This window comes from Cohnella ginsengisoli, assembly GCF_029525555.1.
In the GTDB taxonomy this organism is placed as follows: domain Bacteria; phylum Bacillota; class Bacilli; order Paenibacillales; family Paenibacillaceae; genus Cohnella; species Cohnella ginsengisoli.
The window spans coordinates 950,726-972,435 of record NZ_JAPDHZ010000003.1; the positions used below are offsets into that span (position 1 = coordinate 950,726).

General features: G+C 59.6%; 19 protein-coding genes and 2 pseudogenes. 5 read left to right on the forward strand and 16 right to left on the reverse strand.

The annotated features are described in order from the left end of the window. Positions 1 to 27 precede the first annotated feature (27 nt). The gene (locus tag OMP38_RS15700; protein WP_277565970.1) at positions 28 to 2,667 is read left to right on the forward strand and encodes an FG-GAP-like repeat-containing protein; all 2,640 of its coding nucleotides are present in this window, start codon (positions 28 to 30) and stop codon (positions 2,665 to 2,667) included. Between the two features lie 306 nt (positions 2,668 to 2,973). Here OMP38_RS15700 and OMP38_RS15705 read toward each other — a convergent pair whose 3' ends face one another. Next, positions 2,974 to 3,564 carry a TetR/AcrR family transcriptional regulator gene (locus OMP38_RS15705; protein WP_277565971.1) on the reverse strand — a complete coding sequence of 197 codons (591 nt, stop codon included), beginning with the start codon at positions 3,562 to 3,564 and terminating at the stop codon, positions 2,974 to 2,976. Between the two features lie 197 nt (positions 3,565 to 3,761). Between OMP38_RS15705 and OMP38_RS15710 the strand changes: the two genes are divergently transcribed. Beyond that, positions 3,762 to 4,982 (forward strand): MFS transporter, encoded by a 1,221-nt coding sequence (locus OMP38_RS15710; protein ID WP_277565972.1) that lies wholly within the window; start codon positions 3,762 to 3,764, stop codon positions 4,980 to 4,982. Here OMP38_RS15710 and OMP38_RS15715 read toward each other — a convergent pair. Further along, a complete protein-coding gene (locus OMP38_RS15715; RefSeq protein WP_277565973.1) occupies positions 4,975 to 5,547 on the reverse strand; it encodes a hypothetical protein in 573 nt (190 codons plus the stop codon). The two genes, OMP38_RS15710 and OMP38_RS15715, sit on opposite strands and share 8 nt — an antisense overlap. 16 nt (positions 5,548 to 5,563) lie before the next feature. Further along, positions 5,564 to 6,346 carry a hypothetical protein gene (locus OMP38_RS15720; protein ID WP_277565974.1) on the reverse strand — a complete coding sequence of 261 codons (783 nt, stop codon included), beginning with the start codon at positions 6,344 to 6,346 and terminating at the stop codon, positions 5,564 to 5,566. Positions 6,347 to 6,518: 172 nt separating this feature from the next. Here OMP38_RS15720 and OMP38_RS15725 point away from each other — a divergent pair, with 172 nt between their 5' ends. Next, the gene (locus OMP38_RS15725) at positions 6,519 to 7,289 is read left to right on the forward strand and encodes a class I SAM-dependent methyltransferase (protein WP_277565975.1); all 771 of its coding nucleotides are present in this window, start codon (positions 6,519 to 6,521) and stop codon (positions 7,287 to 7,289) included. 72 nt (positions 7,290 to 7,361) lie between these two features. Further along, entirely contained in the window at positions 7,362 to 7,538 is a 177-nt protein-coding gene (locus tag OMP38_RS15730) for a YjfB family protein (RefSeq protein WP_090108686.1), read from the forward strand. Between the two features lie 120 nt (positions 7,539 to 7,658). On the opposite strand, the gene OMP38_RS15735 is transcribed toward OMP38_RS15730, so the two are convergent. The 3 genes and pseudogenes from OMP38_RS15735 to OMP38_RS15745 form a co-directional block, all read right to left on the reverse strand. Continuing rightward, positions 7,659 to 8,003, reverse strand: coding sequence for a hypothetical protein (locus OMP38_RS15735; RefSeq protein ID WP_277565976.1), 345 nt, complete (start codon positions 8,001 to 8,003; stop codon positions 7,659 to 7,661). Positions 8,004 to 8,057: 54 nt separating this feature from the next. Further along, positions 8,058 to 8,208, reverse strand: a pseudogene (locus tag OMP38_RS15740) (winged helix-turn-helix transcriptional regulator); the annotation flags it as partial. A gap of 316 nt (positions 8,209 to 8,524) precedes the next feature. Continuing rightward, complete coding sequence (locus OMP38_RS15745; protein WP_277565977.1) at positions 8,525 to 9,403, reverse strand: AraC family transcriptional regulator; 879 nt, start codon at positions 9,401 to 9,403, stop codon at positions 8,525 to 8,527. 158 nt (positions 9,404 to 9,561) lie between these two features. Here OMP38_RS15745 and OMP38_RS15750 point away from each other — a divergent pair, with 158 nt between their 5' ends. Beyond that, positions 9,562 to 12,048 (forward strand): glycoside hydrolase family 38 N-terminal domain-containing protein, encoded by a 2,487-nt coding sequence (locus OMP38_RS15750; protein ID WP_277565978.1) that lies wholly within the window; start codon positions 9,562 to 9,564, stop codon positions 12,046 to 12,048. Between the two features lie 174 nt (positions 12,049 to 12,222). Here OMP38_RS15750 and OMP38_RS15755 read toward each other — a convergent pair. The 10 genes and pseudogenes from OMP38_RS15755 to OMP38_RS15800 all read right to left on the reverse strand — a co-directional run. Then, a pseudogene (locus OMP38_RS15755) lies at positions 12,223 to 13,767 on the reverse strand (IS1182 family transposase); the annotation flags it as partial. Positions 13,768 to 14,065: 298 nt separating this feature from the next. Beyond that, positions 14,066 to 14,566, reverse strand: coding sequence for a rhamnogalacturonan acetylesterase (locus OMP38_RS15760; RefSeq protein WP_277565979.1), 501 nt, complete (start codon positions 14,564 to 14,566; stop codon positions 14,066 to 14,068). Next, positions 14,475 to 15,602: a pectinesterase family protein gene (locus OMP38_RS15765; protein ID WP_277565980.1), complete on the reverse strand. Its 1,128-nt coding sequence runs from the start codon at positions 15,600 to 15,602 to the stop codon at positions 14,475 to 14,477. The genes OMP38_RS15760 and OMP38_RS15765 overlap by 92 nt, the downstream gene beginning before the upstream one ends. Beyond that, entirely contained in the window at positions 15,599 to 15,736 is a 138-nt protein-coding gene (locus OMP38_RS15770) for a hypothetical protein (protein WP_277565981.1), read from the reverse strand. The genes OMP38_RS15765 and OMP38_RS15770 overlap by 4 nt, the downstream gene beginning before the upstream one ends. A 22-nt stretch (positions 15,737 to 15,758) precedes the next feature. Next, entirely contained in the window at positions 15,759 to 16,595 is an 837-nt protein-coding gene (locus OMP38_RS15775) for a dienelactone hydrolase family protein (protein WP_277565982.1), read from the reverse strand. 109 nt (positions 16,596 to 16,704) lie between these two features. After that, positions 16,705 to 17,568, reverse strand: a complete 864-nt coding sequence (locus tag OMP38_RS15780; RefSeq protein WP_277565983.1) for an ABC transporter substrate-binding protein — start codon at positions 17,566 to 17,568, stop codon at positions 16,705 to 16,707. Positions 17,569 to 18,340: 772 nt separating this feature from the next. Further along, positions 18,341 to 19,981, reverse strand: coding sequence for an extracellular solute-binding protein (locus OMP38_RS15785; protein WP_277565984.1), 1,641 nt, complete (start codon positions 19,979 to 19,981; stop codon positions 18,341 to 18,343). A 56-nt stretch (positions 19,982 to 20,037) separates the two neighbouring features. Continuing rightward, positions 20,038 to 20,538 carry a carbohydrate ABC transporter permease gene (locus OMP38_RS15790; RefSeq protein ID WP_277565985.1) on the reverse strand — a complete coding sequence of 167 codons (501 nt, stop codon included), beginning with the start codon at positions 20,536 to 20,538 and terminating at the stop codon, positions 20,038 to 20,040. Beyond that, positions 20,465 to 20,920: an ABC transporter permease family protein gene (locus OMP38_RS15795; protein ID WP_277565986.1), complete on the reverse strand. Its 456-nt coding sequence runs from the start codon at positions 20,918 to 20,920 to the stop codon at positions 20,465 to 20,467. Before OMP38_RS15795 ends, OMP38_RS15790 begins: the two co-directional genes overlap by 74 nt. 40 nt (positions 20,921 to 20,960) lie before the next feature. Continuing rightward, positions 20,961 to 21,677 carry an ABC transporter permease gene (locus OMP38_RS15800; protein WP_277565987.1) on the reverse strand — a complete coding sequence of 239 codons (717 nt, stop codon included), beginning with the start codon at positions 21,675 to 21,677 and terminating at the stop codon, positions 20,961 to 20,963. Positions 21,678 to 21,710: the final 33 nt, after the last annotated feature.

The window sequence follows — 21,710 nt, forward strand, 5'->3', positions numbered from 1 at the left end:
ACTTCGACAAAGACGGCAGCCTTGACCTTGCGGTCAGCAACAGCGACTCCCACAACGTATCGATCCTCCGCAACCGGGGGAGACGGCACGTTCGATCCTCCGACCTTCTTCCCTGCCGGCAACTATCCGCTTGGCATCGCCGAAGCAGATTTCAACAAAGACGGCAATGCGGATTTAGCCGTCGTAGATTCCACTTCAGCCCGAGTGTCTGTCCTCTACGGCGATGGACACGGCGCTTTCGGCGGGCCTGTTTTTTTTGCGGTCGGCAGTTCTCCTCGTTACGTCGCTGCCGACGACTTCGACGGGGACGGACATATGGACCTCGCCGTCTCCAACGAGGCCGATTCGAATATCAGCGTACTGCTGAATAACAGAGACGGGACCTTTACGACCAACACATACGGGAGCATCGCAGTCCCGTTCAAGCTCGTGTCAGGCGATCTTAACGGCGACGGCGACGCCGACCTGGCGGTCGTAGACAACGGCAGCGGCGGCGGGGCTGCCGTAATGTTCAATCACGGCGACGGCTCCTTCGAGATGCCCGACCTGTATCCGACCGGCACTCATCCGATCGATATCGCCACGGGCGACTTCGACGGAGATAACCATTTGGACCTGGCGGTCACGAATCAATGGAGTACTGTCTCGTTCCTGAACGGCAACGGAGACGGCACGTTCCAGGCCAAGTCGGATCTTGCGCTCGCCGGATACATTGCAACAGGCGATTGGAACGGCGACGGCATTACTGATTTGGCCAATTTAAGCGGAAATACGATTTTCCTGAAGACCAGCAGAGCCGAAGGCGCATTGACTTTCTCCGCACCCGCTTTTTCCGTCTCCGAGGATGGAGGCAGCGCGATCGTGACCGTCAATCGGACCGGCAGCTCCTACGGTCAGACGAAGGTTCGAATTAAAACGTCGGACATCTCTGCGATCGCCGGCTCCGACTATACGGCGGTCGACGCGACGATCGTCTTCAACCCGGGCGATACGACGCGAACTTATTCGATTCCGGTCGCGGACAACGGCGTTCCCGGCGTGGACCGAACGTTCGGCGTGACGATATCCGCGCCGACGAACGAGGCGACGCTGGGCGGCCAGACAAGCGCGACGGTCACGATTGTGGAGGACGACCCCGTGCCGGATACGACGGCGCCGACGATAGACCCGACGAAGTTCGCCGCCGTCGACAACTACAGCGGCACGCCGGATCGGCTCGCAGGCGCCGCGGCTGCGGTAAGCGAAGCCGGCGCGACCGTCCGCGCCTACCGCTGGAACGACGACGACACCGACGGCGTCGTCGATGCGGGCGAGCTCGGGTCGGCGATCGCGCTCGGCACGAGCGGCGCCGACGGCTCGGTCCCGGTCGCCGATATCGGCGACCTCGGGCCGGGAACGTACAAGTACGTCGTAACCGCCGAGGACACTGCGGGCAACGAATCGCCGCGCACGGCAGCGGCGGCGGTGACCGTAACGCTGACGAAGGGGCTCGCGCCGGATGTCGCCGATCCGACCTGGCCGTCCGGCTCGGCGCTATCCGTCTCGGACGTCGCGTACGAGAGCGCTAAGCTCGTCTGGCCCGCAGCCGCCGACGACCGCGGCGTCGACCATTACGAGCTGACGCAGGATGGCGGGACGCCCGTCATCCTTGACTCGGCCACCCTGTTCCAAGCGGCGACAGGATTGGCCGCAGGCACGTCGTACGTCTACGCCGTGGTCGCCGTAGACGCAGCAGGGAATCGAAGCGTTCCACTGACCGCGACCGTCCTTACGGCGACGCCGACGGTCCCTTCGCAGCCTTCCGAAGCTTCGGCGGAGGCCAGATTGAAGCTGCTCGAGATCACGGCCGCCGCACAGCCCGTAGCCTTGTCTCCGGCTTTTGACATGAACGTCGATCTCTATGGCGGAGCGACGACCGAATCGCGCATCGCTTTGAACGCAGCGCCGCTTTTCCCGGCCGCGACGCTGCGAGTTAACGGAGAGAGTACGATCGGGAAGCTTCCGCTCATTGTCGACCTCACGCCCGGCAGAAACGTCATACAGATCGAAGTAAGAGCCGCGAACGGCGTCGTTCGCGTCTACAGCGTAACGATTAATCGCCTGAACAAGCCGCCGGTCATCTCCTGCTTCTCCGACATTCGCGGTCATTGGGCGGAAGCGGAGATCAACGAAGCCTGCGCCCTCGGTCTCGTCAAGGGCGAACCCGACGGTTTGTTTAGGCCTAACCGCTACGTTACTCGCTCGGAGTGGGCCGTGATGGTCGCAAGATGGCTGAATCCCGATAAAAGCGGCTTAGCCGCCATCTCCCGATTCGCCGATGCGGCGGCGATCCCGGCCTGGGCCCGAGAGGCGATCTCAGCCGGTATCGATAGCGGCATCGTTAAAGGATATCCGGATGGCACGTTCCGGCCGTCCGTGACGATCAACCGCGCCGAGACGGCGGCCATTATCGTCCGCGCGGCGAAGTGGACGGCCGATCCTGCCGCCGTTTCCCCCTTCGGGGACGACGCGAGCATCCCGTCCTGGGCCAAGCCTTTTGCTGCAGCGGCGGCGCTGCACGCGGTACTGCTTGGCAAGGAAGACCAACGTTTCGATGCCTCTGCCCCGACGACCCGTGCCGAAGCGGCTGCGATGCTCGTTCGCTTATCCAAACTTTCTCAATCATGACGCCAAATAACCAAAACGGGATGAAGCCATTTTCCTGCTTCATCCCGTTTTGTGTTTGCAATCGACGTTTGCTTGAGCGGCGACTCGCATGAGCAAGGCAAGGAGCTGACACCGATGCGATGCGCTGAAAAAGACTGACCTATGTTAGACGTTTACTTCCCATTCGGGTCAGAATCCGCCCATCTACTGACCTACGTCAATAGAGTAGGAAGAGTACCTGGGAGCGGCCACGAATTTTCGACTTGTCCAACAAGGTCAGCAGGCTAACGTGCTCTTGCCCCCGCTCGTCCCGCCATCTTCTTCACATTACTTCGCGCGAATCCCCTCGAACCCGCTCGTCACCAGCCGCCGCACATAGTCGTCGTCCAACGGCTCGCCGGTCACGAGCAGCCGGTACAAGATCGGCCCGTAAAGCAGGTCGACGCCGAGCCCGACGTCCAGCGTTTCCTGAAGCTGTCCGCGCCGGATCCCCTTTTCCAGAATACCCTTCGCCTCAAGCCGTCGCGGCTGGAAGTAGCGCGTCCGGTACGCTTCGGCCAGACCGTGATCGAACTGCCCTTCGCCGACCAGCGCTGCGATGATCTTCCCTTCCCTGCTCGTCAAAAATCGGGTCAAGTTCACGGCGTGAATCTGAACGTCCTCGAACGCGTCGCCCGTGTCGGGCACCGGCAGCCGAGCCGAGGCGGCGGACAAAAACCCGTCCATGACCACGGCGGCTTTGTTCGGCCACCATTTGTAGATCGTCGCTTTGCTGACGCCCGCGCGCTCCGCGATCTTCTCCACCGTCACCGCGCCGAAGCCGACCTCCAGCAGCAGCTCGTACGACGCGGACAGAATCGCCTCCTGCGTCTTCGGATCCCGCGGCCGCCCCCGTTTGTTCTGCTCTTGCATCGTCATAGCCTCCCTCCCGCATGCTCGAACGTCTATTCGTGAACATTAAAATACGATACGTTCAGTATACGTAAAAACGCTTTGAAAGAAAATCAACACGCCTATTTACAAAACGCTGCGTTCAGTATATCATGAGGTCATCAATTAATAAACTATACGTTCAGTATTTATTTATGCAGAACGTATCGTTCGGAGGAAACAAGATGCACACCGAACAAAAAACGAAAGACGGCGGTATTTCTCGAGGCTTGACGATCCTGCTGGCGGCGGCCTGCGGCTTGATCGTGGCGAACCTCTACTACGCCCAGACGCTGGTCGGACCGATCGGCGCCTCCACGGGGCTGTCCGCCGGGGCGGCGGGCCTGATCGTCACGTTGACGCAAATCGGCTATGTCGCAGGGCTGCTGTTCATCGTCCCGCTGGCCGATATCGTCGAGAACCGCCGGCTGACGGTCGTGGCGCTCGCCGCGGCGACAGCCGCCCTGATCGCGGCCGCGCTGGCGCCGAACGCGCCGCTGTTCCTGGCCGCGTCGCTCCTCATCGGGACTGCGTCGGTCGTCGCGCAAGTGCTCGTGCCTTTCGCAGCTTCGCTCGCTTCCGAGGAGCAGCGGGGCCGCGCGGTCGGCAACGTGATGAGCGGACTTCTCCTCGGCATCATGCTCGCGCGCCCGGTCGCCAGCTTCATCGCCGGCATCTGGAGCTGGCCCGCCGTATTCGCCGCTTCGGCGGTCGCCATCGCGCTGCTGGCAGTATTGTTGTCGCGCAAGCTGCCCGAGCGGCGTCCGGTACCAAGCGTATCCTACGGCAAGCTGATCCGCTCTCTCGTACCGCTGCTCGCCCGCACGCCGACACTGCGCCGCCGCGCGCTGTACCAGTCTTTTCTATTCGGCGCCTTCAGCCTCTTCTGGACGGTCGCGCCGCTCCGTCTGGCCGACGCTTACGGCATGTCGCAGCAGGGCATCGCCTGGTTCGCGCTGGTCGGGGTCGGCGGCGCCGTGGCCGCGCCGATCGCCGGACGGCTCGCGGACAAAGGCTGGAGCCGACCGCTTACCTGGCTCGCCCTGAGCGTCGCGCTGCTGTCATGGTTGCTCCCGCAAATTTTCCACGGCCACTCGACCGCATCGCTCGTCCTGCTCTTCGTCTCCGCGATCGCGCTCGACATGGCCGTCTCCGGCAACCTGGTGCTTGGGCAACGCGTCGTCTACGCGCTCGGCAGCGAAGCGCGCGGCCGTCTGAACGGCCTGTTCATGTCGATCTTCTTCATCGGCGGCGCAGTCGGTTCGGCGCTCGGCGGCTGGGCGTACGCACATGGCGGCTGGCAGCTCGCTTCGCTGATCGGCGCCGCGCTCCCGCTGCTCGCGATCCTTTATGCGTTGACCGAGAAAGGGAGCAGAGCGATCGAAGCAAAACCCGCCATTAACTAAGCTTCCCCAGCTCGTCCATAAAAGCGGGCCGTCTTCCGTAAGCCGCCTTTAATCGGGAGACGACCTCCGCTTGCCTGGACGCGCCGGCGATTTTTTTGAAGCGCTTGATGGCGCCGCAGACCGCTTTATAGACCTTTCTATCCGTTGCGTTTTTCGCTTGGCGATCAATCTGCTTCTCATAGATCTCCACGACTTCTTCCAGATAATCGCGTGCCAGCCGTTCGGCATGCGCTTCGATCTCCGAAGGCGTGGCGCGGACGTAATCCATTAGTTCCGGCAGATCGTTCTTGTCCAGAATCAGACGAAGATACACGTCTCTGGAACGCCAGCCGTCAGTCTCTCTCAATTCCGCGAGGATATCCCGATAGAATGTTTGCGCATTTTCACCAGCTAAGGCTGCCAGTTCTTCATATAAGGCGTATTCACCGCCTAACAGCAGCTCCTTACCGATCGCCGCCTGCTCCTGCTTAAGCGAGAGCCTTTTATAGGCTTCATACCGGATGCATTTCCACTTGGCGGCGCGCCCCGGCCAGGACCGATCCTGCCGTTCTCCTTCTTCGGCCAATTCGATCGCCCGTACATCATCCCCCCGATTCCACGGCTTGATCGATGATCAGCTCGCGGAACGAAGGATACGCAATATGCGCATAAGCATACCGCTCCGCTTCTTCTTCCGATTCGAGAAGGAGCAGGCGGTGCATGAGCTGGAGCAAGCTCTCTCGATCATATTGCTTGTATTCGTCGCCGGCGCCAGCCTCCAGCAGCTCCTCAAGTTTGCTTTTCAATCGATCCCTCGGCCCCGGCAAATCGGCGAAGGCGACGCAAACTTCAAGCACCTCGGTACGGTTCGAATCCCAACCGTCGAATATTTCGCTCTCGCTCAACGCGAGCAGGCGTTCGAAGAAAGGTAGTCGCACCATCTCGCTATCTTCACGGCTTTCGTCTGCGAGCTGCGTTATTTTTCCCATACATTCTCGGATCAGCATGCCGATGTCGCCGCCCGAATCGTCTGCGTATTGCAGCGCCTCCATGCTTTCTTCCAGCATCGCGGACATCAATTCAAGCTCTAATAATCGGTTGTGCCGGTCGCCGATATTTTCGAGCAGATTCATCATTTCCGCCGCAAAACCGTAAACGTCCCGATACGGAATGAACCTTTCTCTCCCGCTGTACTTTCTCACGATCGATGCGATCATTTTTTTAAAAGCTTGTACTTGCTGTTTATCCGTTTTCCCTTTCCCGTATTTCAGCAGCAGGCTATTTTTAAGCGTGCGATCTTTTTCACACACCTCTCTTACAATTTGAATCAGCACATCTTTGGACAAGCTACTTAGTATCGTATTCAGCTCTGAAACTTCGGCCATGACGGCTCCACTCCTCGAATTGATCTTGTTCTCCTTATTGTAGCGGTTCATTGTCTCAGACCGCATCCCCATATTCGCTGCCTCTTCTTGACGACCCGGCCAACTCGGAGCTATTATGGATATTCAATGTCCTTAAAATTGAAATAGGATGGACCATAAAGGAGAGGGATCCATGAACGGCAAACCCGATCACAACCCAAATCGTCAGCCGGAGGCAACGCGCCCGGCAGCCATGTCCCGACTAGGCGAAGACGTCCTGTCCCTGCTCCAGCCCTCCCCCGGGGAGCGAATTCTCGACCTCGGCTGCGGAAACGGAGACCTGACAGCCCGAATCGCGGCTGCCGGGGCGGTCCCTACGGGCATCGATCTGTCTGCGGAATCGGTCGCGCGCGCGAGGCAAAGACATCCGGGCCTTGATCTTCAAGAGGCGGATGCCAGTATATATCGGACGGATGTCCGTTATGACGCGGTTTTCTCCCATGCCGCGCTGCATTGGATCGGGAATGCCGAGGCGACGGCACGAACCGTGTGGCTGGCGCTTCGGGACGGCGGACGATTCGTGGCCGAGTTCGCGGGCAGCGGCAACATCGTGTCGCTAACCGATGCGATCGCACAAGTACTCTCGGCACGCGGCTACAGGCCGGAGGGGCGAATTCCCTGGTACCTGCCGACGATCGGCGAATATGCCGGCCTGCTGGAGCGGACCGGATTTCGCGTGACATTCGCCCTGCACTTCGACCAGCCTTCCCTGCTTCAGGCTCCAGCGGGAGTCAGGGCGATGCTGGACAGCTTCGCGAGCTATTTTTTCGCCGATGTCGCGCCGGCGGAGCTCCACACGATCTATGACGAAATCGAGGATGCGCTTAGGCCGCGCCTGTACCAGGACGGGAAGTGGACGATCAATAAGAGTCGATTGCGCATCGCGGCCGTCAAGCACCCTTGACCGACCGTATCTTGTCCTGCATTCACCGATCTTGCGGCCTGATCCGATAAAGGAAACGGGAGGTGAACGTCCATGGACATAGCGGCAATCTCGACGGGACTGGCGATGAACGACCTGCGGCAGCAAGCCGGCATCGCCGTTCTAGGCAAAGCGCTGGACACCGCGCGGCAGGACAGTCAAGCGATCGTGCAAATGGCGCAAAGCATCGCGCAGCCGCATCTGGGCGGCAACCTCGACGTACGCGTCTAGATGCCGTGCATCCTGAAGCGAACGGCAGCGCAAAAAGCCGAATCGGCCTTGAAAAGGTCCGGTTCGGCTTTTTGCAATCATTTTGCAATGGCGCATATCGCGGAAGGGACGCCGGGCAGGCTATAGACGGTCCAGCTCCCGCGCTTCGGCTTTGGGCCGGCAGTTTTTGCATACCCCGATCGTACGGCCGCCTTCGTCTACATAAAATGAAAGCCGCGCGGATCGTTCGCGGCACAAAGAGCAGGGTCGCGCTTGCTCCCCTGCCGCCGTTTCTCGAGGCTTGTCCCGAATTTCTCGCGGCTTGCTCCGGCCCTCCGGCGACTTGCCCGGCCGCCGTCGGCGGACAGATCGAAGCGGCACGACCTTCGCGCTGCGCGCAGCGGACACTCTTCGTCTGCGCAGCATAAGCCAATACGCCGCGACGACACCCGCCAAGACGACGGCCAGTACGATTCCGATAAGCATGCGGTTCTCCTTTCACGTCCAAGTGAGACTGATCCAACGAAATTGAAGCTCAACCGGGCAGATTCGGCGGAATTCGTTGAATCCCTTCGGGCCTTCCCCTCAGATGATAGAGCAGCACGCCCTTCCATTTTCCGCCGATCACGTCCAGCGTGAATTCGACCGGGCAGCCTACGTCCGGACAAAACCCGGTACCCGCTCTCCCGATCCCGCACGCCCATCCGCTCCTTTTTCCCTGTCTTCCTTATCTAAAGATCATAGCACTCATGCGCCGCTATTAAAATCCTTCGGGTACGATCTTGCCTGCCGTGCGTCCCGTCTCCGGCATCGCTTGCGCCTTGCGCAGGTTGTCGGCGTTGATCGGGGAGAGCGTCTCGCCCGTCGTCGCGCGGATCGCGCCCGCGTCTACTACGGCTTCTTGATCTCCATGTCGATCAGGCTCTCATGGTGATCGATCGGCAAATACTTGTACAAGCCCGCGGCATTCATCGTATCTTTCGCATTTATCGTTTCTTTCGCATTCGTCATGTCTGTCCGGGCAGCGCTTGACGGTATGTCTTCGGGCTGACGCCATAGACCTCCTTGAACACCCGGCTGAAGTAGTGGGCCGCGCCGAAGCCGGAGACCTCCGCAATCGCGCCGATTGAGGCGTCGGTCCGCTGGAGCAGGTCGAGCGCGCGCGCAAGGCGAATCTCGGTCAGTCGGCCGACGATCGTCTTGCCGGTCAGCCGCTTGTACTTGCGGGCCAGATGGTTGTAGCTGACATGCAGGGCGTCGGCGAGTCTGCGGACATTCATTTTTTCCGCGCGCTCGTCGTTCAGGTAAACCTCGATCTTGCGGAGAAACGCGGTATCGGACTGATCGGCGGCCGCAGGCGCGATGCGTCCTTCGGGATGGCGAACGGCGGCGATCGCCAGCAGAATCTGCACGAACGTCAGCTGAACGGACGCAAGCGAGTGCGCTTCCCGCGCCTCCTCGAACAGCCGAATGATGCGTTCGCCCAGGCCGAAGCGATCCTCGTAGCAGCCGAGCTGCCACTCCCGCAATCTCTCGAGCGCGGCATAGACCGAGCCTGCTCCGCCTCCGGCGGCCGGCTCCGCCGGCGCGACCGTCCATCGCAGGCAGACGCCCCGGTGAGGAGACTCCGGCAGATACTCGTGACGATGCTCGGCGCCCGCTGGGACGAGGAAAAACTCGCCTGCTCCGACGTTCAGGAGCGGTCCCCCGAAGCCCGTCTTCATGCTGCCTTCATAGATGTAGTTGCACTCGAACCACGCATGCGTGTGAGGGGGACACGAGCGGGCTCCCCAAGGCTGCTCCTCCAACACCTCGATGATCTCGATGACGGCGTCGTTCACCCTGACGGTTCCGTACAATTGATCCGGCATGATGCCGCTCGCCATAGACTCGTCCCCTTCCCGCAACTGATTTCTATCATAGTAGCACAAGCGAACCGGTCATTTTAGTGTAAAAAAAGGGATACTTCAATGAATTTACATAGACGCGCTTCAAAATGAAAATAGAAGGGAAGAAAGCGACCAACCAGAAAGGATGCATGGACTTGAAAAAGCTGCACCTCATCAGCAACGCGCACCTCGACCCCGTATGGCAGTGGGAATGGGAGGAAGGCGCGGCTGCGGCCGTATCCACGTTCAGGGCCGCCGCATCGTTTTGCAGAGAATACGACGGCTACGTTTTTAATCACAATGAAGCGCTGCTGTACAAATGGATCGAGGAGTACGAGCCGAGTCTGTTTGCCGAGATCCAAAGCCTCGTACGCCTCGGCAAATGGCACATCATGGGCGGTTGGTATCTGCAGCCGGATTGCAACATGCCTTCGGGCGAGTCGCTCGTCAGGCAGATTCTGCTCGGCAGGCAGTACTTCAAGGAAAAATTCGGACAAGCGCCGACGACCTCGATCAACTTCGACTCCTTCGGGCATTCCAGGGGATTGGTGCAAATCATGCGCAAATCCGGCTTCGATTCTTATCTGTTCATGCGGCCCGAGCAAAAGACGGCGGGTCCGGCGGACGACTTCGTCTGGGTCGGCTTCGACGGCTCCGAGGTGCACGCGCATCAGATTGCGGACGGATACAATACGCTGATCGGGCAAGCGCACAAAAAGATCGCGAAATGGCTGGAGAAGTACGCGGACGACGGCGAGGACCGCCCCCGTCTGCTGCTGTGGGGCGTCGGCAATCACGGCGGCGGTCCCTCCCGTCTCGACCTCGACCGCATCGGCGAGATGATGGATGCGGGTCCGGTTGAGATCGTGCATTCGACGCCGGAGGCCTACTTCGCGGAGCTGCGCGAAGCGACCGATCTCCCCCGCCATGCGGACGATCTCAATCCGCGCTTCGTCGGCTGCTATACGTCGATGATCCGGATCAAGCAGAAGCACCGGCAGCTGGAAAGCCAGCTCTTCATGACCGAGAAAATGCTGGCGACGGCCGCGGTTCAAGGGCTGCTGGCGTACCCGGCCCGCGAGCTCGGCGAAGCGTTCCACGACCTGATGGTCGCCGAGTTCCACGACATTTTGCCGGGCAGCTCGATCCAGCCTGCGGAAGAAGCGTCGCTCAGGCTCGTCGACCACGGCCTGGAGATCGCTTCGCGCCTGCGCGCCCGCGCGTTTTTCGCCCTGGCTGCCGGTCAGCCGCAAGCGGCGACGGGCGAGTATCCGATTCTCGTATACAATCCGCATCCGTATCCCGTACGCGGCATTTTCGCGTGCGAGTTCATGCTGGAGGACCAGAACTGGACGGAGGAGTTTTCCATGCCGCTGGTCTACCGCGACGGCGCACAGGTGCCGAGCCAGCCCGAAAAAGAGCATAGCGCCCTGAACCTGGATTGGCGCAAACGCGTCGTGTTCGAAGCCGAGCTCGCGCCTTCGTCCATGAACAGGTTCGACTGCCGGATCGTCAAGCTGCCGCAGAAGCCGAAGGCGTATCTGACCGAGCGCGACGGCGCGATCCGGTTCGAATCGCAGTCCCTGCAGATCCAGATCAACACCCGGACAGGCCTGATCGACGCGTATATCGCGGAGGGCGTATCCTACCTGCGGCCAGGTGCCTTCCTGCCGATCGTGGTCGCCGACAACGAGGACCCGTGGCGCATGGATACGGACCGGTTCGAGCCGGTCGTCGGCCGGTTCGAGCTGATGAGTCCCGCGCGCGGCACGGCCTTCTCCGGCGTCAAGGACGAGACGCTGCCGGCCGTGCGCGTGATCGAGGACGGCGAAGTGCGGACCGTCGTCGAAGCGCTTCTGGCGTATGGCGACTCGGCGGCCGTACTCACCTACCTGCTGCCCAAGCAGGGCACCGAGATCGAAGTGCAGGTCCGCCTGTACTGGCAGGAGAAGGACAAGCTGCTTAAGCTGTCGATCCCGACTGTATTTGGAGAGGATTATGAATATCTGGGGCAAACGGCGTACGGCGTCCAGCGGCTGCCGCAAAACGGCGACGAGGCGGTCGCGCAAAAATGGACGGCGATCGCGGAGCGGGCAGCCGGCGGACTGGCGGTCACGCTGATCAACGACGGCGTCTACGGCTCGGACGGCGGCGACGGTACGCTTCGGCCGACGCTCGTTCGCGGCGCCGCCTACTGCGCGCACCCGATCGGCGAGCGTCCGATCCTGCCGCAGGACCGGTTCCTGCCCCGGATCGACCAGGGCGAGCGCACGTATACGTTCTGGCTCAACGCCGGCAAGCGGGAGTCGCGTCTTGCGGCGATCGAGCGCGAAGCGCTCGCTCTGCACGAGCGTCCGTATGCGCTCTCGTTCTTCCCGAGCGGCGCCGGCGAACTGCCTCATAGCGGCGTTGAGCTGGAAGGCGACCGCGCGGTGCTGACCGCCTTCAAGCAGGCGGAGGACGGGGATGGCTATATCGTCCGGCTGTTCGAACCGACCGGCGCGCCCGGCTCGGTCCTGGTACGCATCCCTTCGCTCGGAATCGCGGAGAGCGTCGAGCTCGGCGCATTCGAGATCAAGTCGTACCGGACGAATACGGCCGGCGGCGGATGGCGGGAATGCTCGCTGGCGGAGTCCGAGTAGCCGTTTTTCTGTACGACGCCGAACGGCGAAGCGTACAACAAGAGCCGCTGATGGCGATCGATCAAACAAAGGAAAAAGGGGCTGTCCCAAAAGCCCTTCTGAAGTTGAAGCAGATAGCTGAAATGAAGCCGGAAACGTCAAACGGGACGAAGCAGAGAACTTTCCTGCTTCGTCCCGTTTGCGTTTTTGGTCTATTGCTACTTTTTTGAGCAGATTATGGGCAAGGCAAAGCCATCCGACCTCTAGGCTTACCTTCTCTAAGCCTCGAAGCAGAAAGCGCCGGAATCCCCGGTTGTTCTTCACCTGGCCGAATACGCTCTCCGGCTCGATCATGCGGCGGACGGACAACTCGTAGCCTTTCTCGCTCCGCAGTCGTTCCCGCATTTCATTCTTTTGCCGCCAGTACCTCAGGCTTACGGATATCTCTCGGTTTCCTTTGGCTTTGGTGCATGCGGCCCTTAGCGGGCAACCTTCGCAGTTTGCGCTCCGGTAATGGCGCGTGCGTATTTCGTAGCCACTCTCCGTCGTCGTTGTGCTTTCGTAACGGAACGTAAGCTTTTGACCGGCTGCGCAGGTCCAACTGTCTTCTTCTTCATTGTAGCTCCAGTTGTCGATCTTTCCGATATCCTTCTTCCAGGCTCTGCTCTTTTCTTTGTGGTAGGTACCGTACTTCACGAGCGCGTGTATTTGCTCCTCTTCCAGGTACGCGTAGTTCTCCTCACCGCCGTAGCCTGCGTCCGCAATGACGGTACCCGGCAGCTTGCCCAGCTTTTCTTTAACGCCTTCCAGATGTGGCTTTAGACATCTGGTGTCTGTTGGACGCTGATGGACGCTGTATCCGAGCACGAATTGATTCTCCGTTCCGATCTGCACATTATAGCCCGGCTTCAGCTGGCCATTTCGCATATGATCTTCTTTCATTCGCATGAATGTGGCGTCCGGATCGGTCTTACTAAAGCTGTTTCGGTCGCCGAATAGCGCCTCTTGATGCTCGTACTTTTGAAGACGCGGCAACAGGTCCTTTCGCAGCAAACGAACCGCTTTCTTGAGCGGCTTGTCTTTAGGCCTCTCCTGCAGTTTTTCTTCCAATCGCTGAACCGCCTGCTCGAGCCGGTCCGCCGTGAGCGCCGACGATTCTCCAAGCTCCAACAGATCTGCTCCGGCATGCTCGGCGTCCTCTTGCGCTTCTGCGGCTTCGATGGCCCCGAACAGCGTCCGGACCTTTTCTTGCAGCTTGGCGTGCTGCTTCACAACAGCCTTTTTCCAGACGAACGAATAGCGATTGGCGTTGGCTTCGATCTTCGTGCCGTCGACAAAATAGTGCTCCAGCTGCACATATTTTTCTTCCAAGAGCAGCGCCAGCACAGCCGTAAAAATTTGCTCGAGCACGTCCTTCATCCGTTCCGAACGGAAACGGTTGATGGTGCGGAAGTCTGGCTGCTGGCGACCGGCGAGCCACATGAACATGATATTTTCCCGAATGGCTTTGGCGATTTGGCGAGAGGAGTAGAGGCGCTGGGTATAGGCGTAGATGATGATCTTGGTGAGCATCTTGGGATGATAGCTATGGCGACCGCCGCCGGGATAAGCTGCGTCGAAGATGGCGTCACTCAGACGGTTCACCGCGTTATTCACGATGCGAACGAGATGATTTTCAGGAATATCTGTTTCCAAATCCATTGGCAGACAAAGTTGGTCCATGCTATATTGAATGTACAAAGAAACCGTTCCTTTCGTAGATGGTTGCTCGACACTTCCATTTTACCAAAGGACGGTTTCTTTGTATGTTTTTAAAGCAAAAAACAGGGCTATCTCTCCAGGTCTATTTATGACCCTTTTGAGACAGCCCCCGATTGGTCATCCGGCGTCGGTCGATTCTCCCAGCGCGGCACGGTCCAGCAGCGGATCGATGTCTCTGGCGGCCTTGAGCACCAGCCTGGCGATCACGCCCGCGCCGTACGCGGAAAAGTGGGTATCGTCCGTCGCCCCTTCCGGATAGTTGGGCCATTCCCCGGGCTCAAGCCACAGGTACCATTTTTTCGCGGCCTCCGGTCCGATCTCCCCCGAGCAGCGCCTTCGTCGTCCGCGCCAGATCGATGAGCGGGACGTTCTTGCTCGCCGAGAGCGTTCTGACGGCCTTTGGATAATCGCCGTTCGTATCCGCGAACGCCCCTTCCTCGTCGAAGCTCCTCCGTTGGACCGGCGTGAATAATACGGGGATCGCGCCCTTCAGGCGCGCTCCGTCGATATAACGCGCCAGATACGATAGATAGGTGGAGAAAGGCTCCGTATGACGCTCTTCGTCCGGCTTTTGATCGTTATGCCCGAATTGGATGAATAAGTAGTCGCCGGTCCGTATCCGGTCCAATATCCGATCCAGCCGTCCCTCGTCAATGAAGCTCTTGGCGCTTCTGCCGGAGGCCGCTTCATTGACGACAACGACGCGGTCGTCGAATAAAGCTTGGAGCGCCTGTCCCCAGCCTTGCCTCGGGTACAGGTCCTCTCCATATTCGGACAAAGTAGAGTCTCCCGCCAAAAAAAATCGAAATCGGCCGCGAAGCGCCGCGATCGGATGGCCGCCAGCCGTCATACGGTTGCTCGGGGTCCCAGCCGTCGTTCCCGGCGAGCACGCGCTGAACGCTGTATGCCGCTGCCTCTTCCCGCGTCAATCGCTTGGACCACCCGACCCTGCTCCCGCCGTCCGCCCCCGGACCGCAGCTGCCGAATTCGGCAAACTCGACATCCCTTAAGCTCTCCGCCTCGTTCCATATGGACCAGCCTTCCGGCGCGATATGCCCGCCCAGCCAGCAGTCCAGGAAGACGACCTTTGCATCGTTTCGCCACGGCCTGCCTAAATAAACGGATTTCTCCGGCGCGTCGCCGATCAGACGGCAGCCTGCGAACACGTATCCGTACCGCGCTCCCTTCGGCGTAGAGGCCGCCGTGATCCAGCCGGGACGACGCGAGACGATGTCGCAGTCGCTGAATACCGCCGTAGCCGAGCCGAAAATAAAATCGACGTCGCCTTCGATCGTACAACGTTCGTAGTATTGCCTGACCGGTCGTCTCGGAAAAAGGTCCCGCGGACCGCCAAACGCCGGCCGATCCCGCGGCGCCGGCGGCAGCGGTCCGGTGAACAAGGTATCCTGCAGCCCGATAAACCTGCAAGCCCTGAAGCAAACCCGGTCCGCGTCGACATAAGCGGCCAGCGCCTGGCCGACGTCCTCGCCCGCACCCGCCTTATTCTCGAACGTTAACCGCTCCGCGGTGAAGTCGTCCGCGGCGACGAGCAGCGTGTAGGAATGAAAGGCGTGATAGAGCTCGCCGTCCGCGAAGGTCTTCAAGGCGAAATCGTCGTACGTCACGATCGTGCGCGACGCATCCTGCCCGATCAAGCTGACGAACGGCTTGTCGATGCGCAGCTTCTCCCGGTAGGTCCCGTTCATGACGGCAATGACCGTCCGTTCCGCGCAATCGTCCGGAATGCTGTTCAAGGCATCCTGAATCCGCCGGAAATCGCCGCCGCCATGCGCGGAAACGGTCAGGCGTCTCATAGCGATGCCTCCAAAAACGAGACCGTGCGTCCGCCGTACCAACGATGACCGCCCTCGTAGAAGGCGCTCTCCAGACGATCCTCGCATCCGAGCAGCGCGTACGCCCGCCTGGCGATAGCAAGCTGCTCCTCCACGTTGGCGAGTCCCCGCGGCCCGCTATTGCGATCCCGGTCTCCGCTCTCCACGAGCAGGGGGGCGCGGCGCGATCAGCGCGCCGATGTCTCCGTAATCGACATGCTCCCACAAATGCGGCACATAATTGCAGCCGCAGTGCGTCCCAAGCAGCAGCACGTCCCGGTATCCGCTAAAGTAACCGCTGACGACGGCGGCGCGTACGCGTTCGTCCAGCGCGGCCAGCCATAACGTCTGCAGGCCGCCGCCCGAAAACCCGCAGCAGGCGATTCGCTCCGGGTCTCCGTAAGGCAAGGACGGAACGAAGTCCAGCAGCCGCTGCAGGTCCCAGATCATAAAGCCCGCCAACGTATACCCCATGCCGATCGCCGCATGGTTCAGATGATTGCACGATCCGCCCAGCACCTGCTCGTCCTCGTCGCCCTGCATCCAATATTCCCGGCGTTCGCCGAAGCCGCGGGCGTCCGGGCACAAGACCACGTAGCCCTGCCGAACCAGTTGAACGCCGTAATCGTATCCGAATTCCTCGATCGCCCGCTTCACGGCCGGATGGTCCGCAACGCCGGCGACCGATTCCTTGCCCCCGCCCAGATGCCCGTGCGGCGCGATGACGACAGGCCGTCGTTCTCCGTCCGCCAGCCCGTCCGGCACGAGGACGTAGAACGGCATCCATACGCCCGGCTCCGTCTGAATGCGCCATTTCTCCCTGCGGTATCCGTCGAGGCGAACGATGTCGCCCATCGCCTGCGGCCCCAGTTCGCATCGCTGCATGCGGTCCATTCCGGTCAGCTCGGCCAGCTTGCCGCGCAGCCGCTTCTTCCACGCGTCGAAAGCCGGCAGGCTGTCCGCCTGCAATCCCAAGCGCCGCTCGCCCGCTTCGGCGCGCCTCATCAGCGAGGGCAGCGCGGGATAATATCCCTTCCCCCTCTATCTGCTGCATATCGTTCATGGAAACTCTCCTTCGCAGATGCTATTTGTATCCCTGCTGCATCGCGCGATGCGTCGCGTGAAAGGCATCGAACTGCCGCTGCAGCTCCGCGACCACATGCTGAATGCCGGCGTCTTTCAGCTTTTGCCTGAATACGTCCATCGTCGCGTCCCAATCCGTCTTTTGGTCGTAGAGCAACGTCAAATATTCCGAGATGACGACGTCCAGCTGCGCCATTTCCGATTTGATCGGCGAGAGATCGGGGATGAAGCCCAACGTGGGAGAAGGGATCGCTTCTTTATCCCAATTTCTCAATTGTTCTCCGTATTCCGGAGAGATGTGCTTGCTGAACCGGACGAACCGGATGTCGTTCCAGGCCCAGCTGATCGGCGCGTAGCGCTTGTCCGGCGCGATGCGGTCATAAGAGATCGCTTCGTTCTCCAGATTGTAGTGGACGCCCTCGATCCCGTAGGAGAACAGATCGTAATTTTCCTGGCTGCTTCTGATCCAATTGATGAATGCCACCGCCTCGTTCACGTGCCGGCTGGTGGAGAAGACGGACAAAATGTTGTCGGAGCCCGTGAACAGATACTTCGGCTTTTCCGGATGCAGGTACACATTCTCCAGCTCGCCCTGCGGCTGCATCGCCTTGAAGGCGTCGATCCGCTCCGTCTGCTTCATGACGACGCTCCAGGTGGCGGCGAACTTCCCTTCGTTGAAGGCTTTCTCCGGATCGGGAATAGCCGAGGTCGTCGATACGTAGTTTGGCGTATATCCTTTTCTCTGCCACTCGTGAAGCTTGCCTAATATGCTGGCGAAGAAATCCGAATCGTAAGTGATCTTGACCTGCAGCCGCGGATCGGCAGGATCGATATATACGGGCGAATTCAGGTAATCTCCCGCCAAAAAAAGCGACGTCGCCGTATTCGCGCAGCAAAAAACGGCCCGAGTCGTAAAAGTAAGGAATCATGTCCGGCTCGTTCTTCGCGACCGCGGCCAGGTAGGCGTCCATGTCCGCGACGGTCCGGATCTCCGGCAACCCGTACTTTTTGCGAAGGTCCGCGCGAATCTGGACGAAGCTCTGGAATTCCGCGATCGGCATCACGCGGGGAATGCCGTAAATCTTCCCGCCCACGGTGACGCTCTGCATCGCATAATCGGGGCTGTTCTTCACGATGCTCCCGCCGTACAGCGACAGGGCGTCGTCCAACGGTGCCAAGGCTTTCTTGGATACCAGGTTAGCGAGATTGGAAAAAGCGGTTAGCCCGAGATCGTAAGTCTGCCCGGTGGCGTCGAGCAGCCACTCCTTGTTCCAATATTGGTCGAACGGAACGAACGTGAAGTCGAGCTTGAACGGCAGGCCGTCCGCCGCAAGCTTCGCCTCCACTGCCCCGATCACCTCTTCGAGGCCGGCGGGCTTGTCGCCGGGAAATAAAAGCCGAAGCGTCGCCGGCTGAAGCGCAGGCTTGGCGGAGCCGGCCGGGGCATGCAGCGGGGCTGAACCGGGAGCCGACCGGCCGACCTTGGCGATCGCAAGCGCAAGCGTCGCAAGCAGCAAGAGCGCGATTATAACGGCTATCCCCTTTTTCATTCCGACGCACCGTCCCGCAACCGTTTTCATCACCATAACACAGGCAAACACATCAGCGCTATCCGCTTGACGTGTTTGCCGATGCCATTATTTGCTGGCCGCCAGATAGCGGTCGTACTGTGCCTGTCTTCCCTTGATGACGTCCTCGACGCCCATGCCCTTCAACGCTTTGATATACCCGTCGAATTGATCGAGGCTTTCTTTGCCGGTAATGAACTTGATCTCCATCTCTTGAACGTACGTATTGATGTCGGGCATGACGGTGTTCTCGACCGAAGCCTCGTCGGCCAGCGCGTAGACGAACGGGAACGGCGCCTTGATGTATTTTTCCATTTCCTTGTCGAGCTTGGCATGCCACGGCGCCACCAGTACGTCGGTCGCTTCGACGGACTGTTCGATCGGCAGGTTGACGGGATTGATGCCGAACTTTTGAATGAAGTCGTTGTCCTTGCCCTTCTCGGTGAATTGCTTCTTGCCGTCCACGACTTCGTACGTCTGGCCCTCGAGCCCCCAGGCATAAATTTCTTTGGCCTCGTCGCTGCTGGCATAATCCAGGAATTTGAACGCCAGCTCCGGATCCGCGGCATCCTTAGTAACGCCGAATATGCCCGTGATCGGATTGCGGCCGAGGTAGAACTGATCGCCGTGCGGGCCCTTAAGCGGCGCGATGCCCTTGATTAACGGCTTGCTCCCGTCGTAGTCCGGATACAGCTTGCTGTAGACCATCGACGTGTACCAGCTGAAGTTGAAGGTCGCGCCGCTGATGTCCTGCGAGAACTTGGACGTGATCTGATCGGCGGTCGTGCTGGCGTAATCGGACTCCAGCAGACCCTCCTTGTACAATCCGTTCAGGTAGGCCAGATATTCCTTGTATGCAGGCTCGTAGTAGGAATAATGAACCTTGCCGCCGTCGTCGGCATAGAAGTTGTTGGACAGGTCCAGCCCGAAGGAAGTGCCGAATGCCATGCCCAGCATTTTCGGATCGACCGTGAAAGGAATCTCGTCCTGCTTGCCGTTGCCGTTCGGGTCGTCGCTCTTGAACTTGCGCAGCATCTCCGTGAATTCGTCAAGCGTCGTCGGTTCGCTCAGCCCGAGCTTCTCCAGCCATTTGACGTTCACCATGAACGTTGGCATATAGTTCTTGGTCACGGCCAGCTGCGGCAGATAGTAAATCTTGCCGTCCGGCGTCGTCAGGCTCGCCTTCAACGCCGGATACTTTTCGAACAGCTTTTTAATGTTCACGCCGTATTTTTCGATGTAATCGTTCAAAGGCAGGAACAGGCCGCCTTGAATGTTTTTCATCGTCTGGTCCTGGTCCAGCTGATAGACGATGTCGGGCAAGTCGGAGCCGGCCGCGAGGCGCGGGCTGATGGCGTCCTGATAGGTCGACGGCGACAGCAGGTCCCACTTGACGTTGACGCCGGCTCTCTTGGCGATTTCTTGAACGATCGGCGCCTTAGCGAGATCTACGTTGTTGGTCCAGGCATTGGTTGCCAGGATGCCGAGCGTGGCGGACTTGTTGTCGGTGATCGGCCCGCTCCCGGTATAAGCGAAGCCGGCCGGCGCGCTGCCCGCTGCCGTTGCAGACGCCGTCGCGCCGGTTGCCTGCTTCGTCGCTTCCGCGTTGCCGTTGCCGTTCCCGTTGCCGTTTGCGCAGCCCGCGGCCAGCATCGCGAGCACGGTCGATACCGTTAACAGGCTAGTCGCGCTTTTTACTCTTTTGTTCATTGTCCTTGCCCCCTATGAGCGTATGATATTCCGCCAATTTGGCCGCCGGCCGTCCGTTATCCCTTGACGGCCCCGAGCGTAATGCCTCTGACGAAGTACTTCTGGATGAACGGATAAACCATGATGATCGGCAGGATGCTGACGACCACGGAGACGTAGCGTACCTGGAGCGTGGATACGGCGAGCGCCGAGGCCGTCGTCTCTCCGCCCATCTTCTGCAGAATTTCCGGAGACGCCATGATCAGCACTCTCCGCAAGAAAATTTGCAGCGGCTGCAGGTTTTGATCGCCCAGATAGAGCAAAGCGTTAAAGAAATCGTTCCAATGCCCGACCGCATAGTAGAGCGTAAGCACGGCGATCGTCGGCTTCGTGAGCGGAATCGCCATTTTGAACAGCAGGGTGAAGTCCTTCGCGCCGTCCATGGACGCGCTTTCAAATATTTCGTTCGGAATGTTCTCGAAGGCCGACCGAAGGATCATGATGTTAAACGTGCTGACAAGTACGGGCAATATCATCGCCCAGCGGCTGTTGTAAAGTCCGAGCTCGGTGATGACCATGTAGATCGGGATCAGTCCCCCCGGAGAAATACATGGTGAAAGCAATGTAAAAGTTCAGCTTGCGCCGGAGAAAGAACCTTCGCCGCGACAGCGGATAAGCCGCCAGGCAAGTCGCCACCACGTTGAAGACCGTTCCGACGACCGTGTAATAGATGGTATTGCCGTAGGCGCGCCATAGCTCCGGATACTGAAGGACCATTTTGTAGCCGTCAAGGCTGAGGTCGACCGGGAACAGGGTAATCATTTTTTTGTTGATCGCGTCCACCGAGCTAAGGGAGATGCTGATCACGTAAATAAAAGGATACAAAGTAACGAGAATCGCCAACACCGTGATGAAATGCACCAATAGGACGTAGCTGCGATCCGCGAAAGACTGTTTCACGGCGTCCTCCTTTCCGCTGCTCCGGGATGCCGGTTTGTCTTTACCATAGCGACATGTCGTTCATGCGGCGGCTCATCGCGTTGGCCAAGTAGACGAGCGCGAAGCTTATCACCGAGTTGAACAAGCCTACGGCCGTCGCGAAGCTGAAGTTCTGCGACTCGATCCCTTGTCTGTAGACGTAGGTGGAGATGACGTCCGCCGTCTCGTAGGTCGCGCCGTTGTACAGCAGGTATACCTTCTCGAAGTTGACGCTCATGATCCCGCCGACGGAGAGCAGCAGCAGGATGACGATCGTCGGCTTCAAGCTCGGCAGCGTCAGGTGCCACATCTCCTGGAACTTGTTGACGCCGTCGATTTTGCCGGAATCGTACATCTCCTGGTCGATCCCCATGATGGCCGCGATATAGATGATGGAGCTGAAGCCGAACGACTGCCAGATCCCGGACGCGGTGAAGATCGACCGGAACCACTCGGGCGCCATCATGAAGTTGATCTTCTCCATGCCGAGCTTGACCAGCCATGCGTTCACGACGCCGTCGGTCGGAGACAGGAAGTTGACGATCATGCCCACGATGACGACGGTCGATATAAAATGCGGCAAATACGTCACGGTCTGCGCGAACCGTTTGAACGCGCCGTTCTTGATCTCCACGACGCAGATGGCGAACAAAATGGGAATCCAGAATCCGAATACAAGCGGATAAAAGGCCATTAAAAACGTGTTTCGCAGCAGCCGGAAAAAGTACCGGGAGTGCACGAATTGCTCGAACCACCGCAGACCGACCCAGTC

What these genes read in the sequence shown, in the direction of transcription:
- OMP38_RS15725 (WP_277565975.1), top strand. Translation starts at nt 6,519, where the DNA reads ATGAACGGCAAACCCGATCACAACCCAAATCGTCAGCCGGAGGCAACG.
- OMP38_RS15735 (WP_277565976.1), bottom strand. Translation starts at nt 8,003, where the DNA reads ATGCTTATCGGAATCGTACTGGCCGTCGTCTTGGCGGGTGTCGTCGCG.
- OMP38_RS15705 (WP_277565971.1), bottom strand. Translation starts at nt 3,564, where the DNA reads ATGACGATGCAAGAGCAGAACAAACGGGGGCGGCCGCGGGATCCGAAG.
- OMP38_RS15710 (WP_277565972.1), top strand. Translation starts at nt 3,762, where the DNA reads ATGCACACCGAACAAAAAACGAAAGACGGCGGTATTTCTCGAGGCTTG.
- OMP38_RS15765 (WP_277565980.1), bottom strand. Translation starts at nt 15,602, where the DNA reads ATGAGACGCCTGACCGTTTCCGCGCATGGCGGCGGCGATTTCCGGCGG.
- OMP38_RS15730 (WP_090108686.1), top strand. Translation starts at nt 7,362, where the DNA reads ATGGACATAGCGGCAATCTCGACGGGACTGGCGATGAACGACCTGCGG.
- OMP38_RS15785 (WP_277565984.1), bottom strand. Translation starts at nt 19,981, where the DNA reads ATGAACAAAAGAGTAAAAAGCGCGACTAGCCTGTTAACGGTATCGACC.
- OMP38_RS15745 (WP_277565977.1), bottom strand. Translation starts at nt 9,403, where the DNA reads ATGGCGAGCGGCATCATGCCGGATCAATTGTACGGAACCGTCAGGGTG.
- OMP38_RS15720 (WP_277565974.1), bottom strand. Translation starts at nt 6,346, where the DNA reads ATGGCCGAAGTTTCAGAGCTGAATACGATACTAAGTAGCTTGTCCAAA.
- OMP38_RS15790 (WP_277565985.1), bottom strand. Translation starts at nt 20,538, where the DNA reads ATGGTCATCACCGAGCTCGGACTTTACAACAGCCGCTGGGCGATGATA.